Here is a 201-nt window from a genome sequence, read left to right on the forward strand (position 1 = left end):
ATGATTTTGTTCGCTTCGACTTGTGCTTTCCATTCTTCACGGCTCTGGCCAGATTCCAGCTGAGAGTCGATGTATGGAATCAGACTGCCCGCCAGAGGCACACCAAACTGCTCTGTTGGCAGTGCATCGCTACGGATGAAGTCGGCTACCTGACGGTCGATTTCAAGAATCGCGCTGGCAGGGTCATCAAGCTTATCTTTA

General features: G+C 51.2%; 1 protein-coding gene. It reads right to left on the reverse strand.

What is annotated here, in order from left to right:
• The coding region (locus B2R29_RS06405) for an Asd/ArgC dimerization domain-containing protein (protein WP_301180315.1) at positions 1–201 on the reverse strand (201 nt) is incomplete at both ends.

Source organism: Thalassolituus sp. UBA3500 (genome assembly GCF_002377545.1).
GTDB lineage: Bacteria > Pseudomonadota > Gammaproteobacteria > Pseudomonadales > Oceanobacteraceae > Thalassolituus.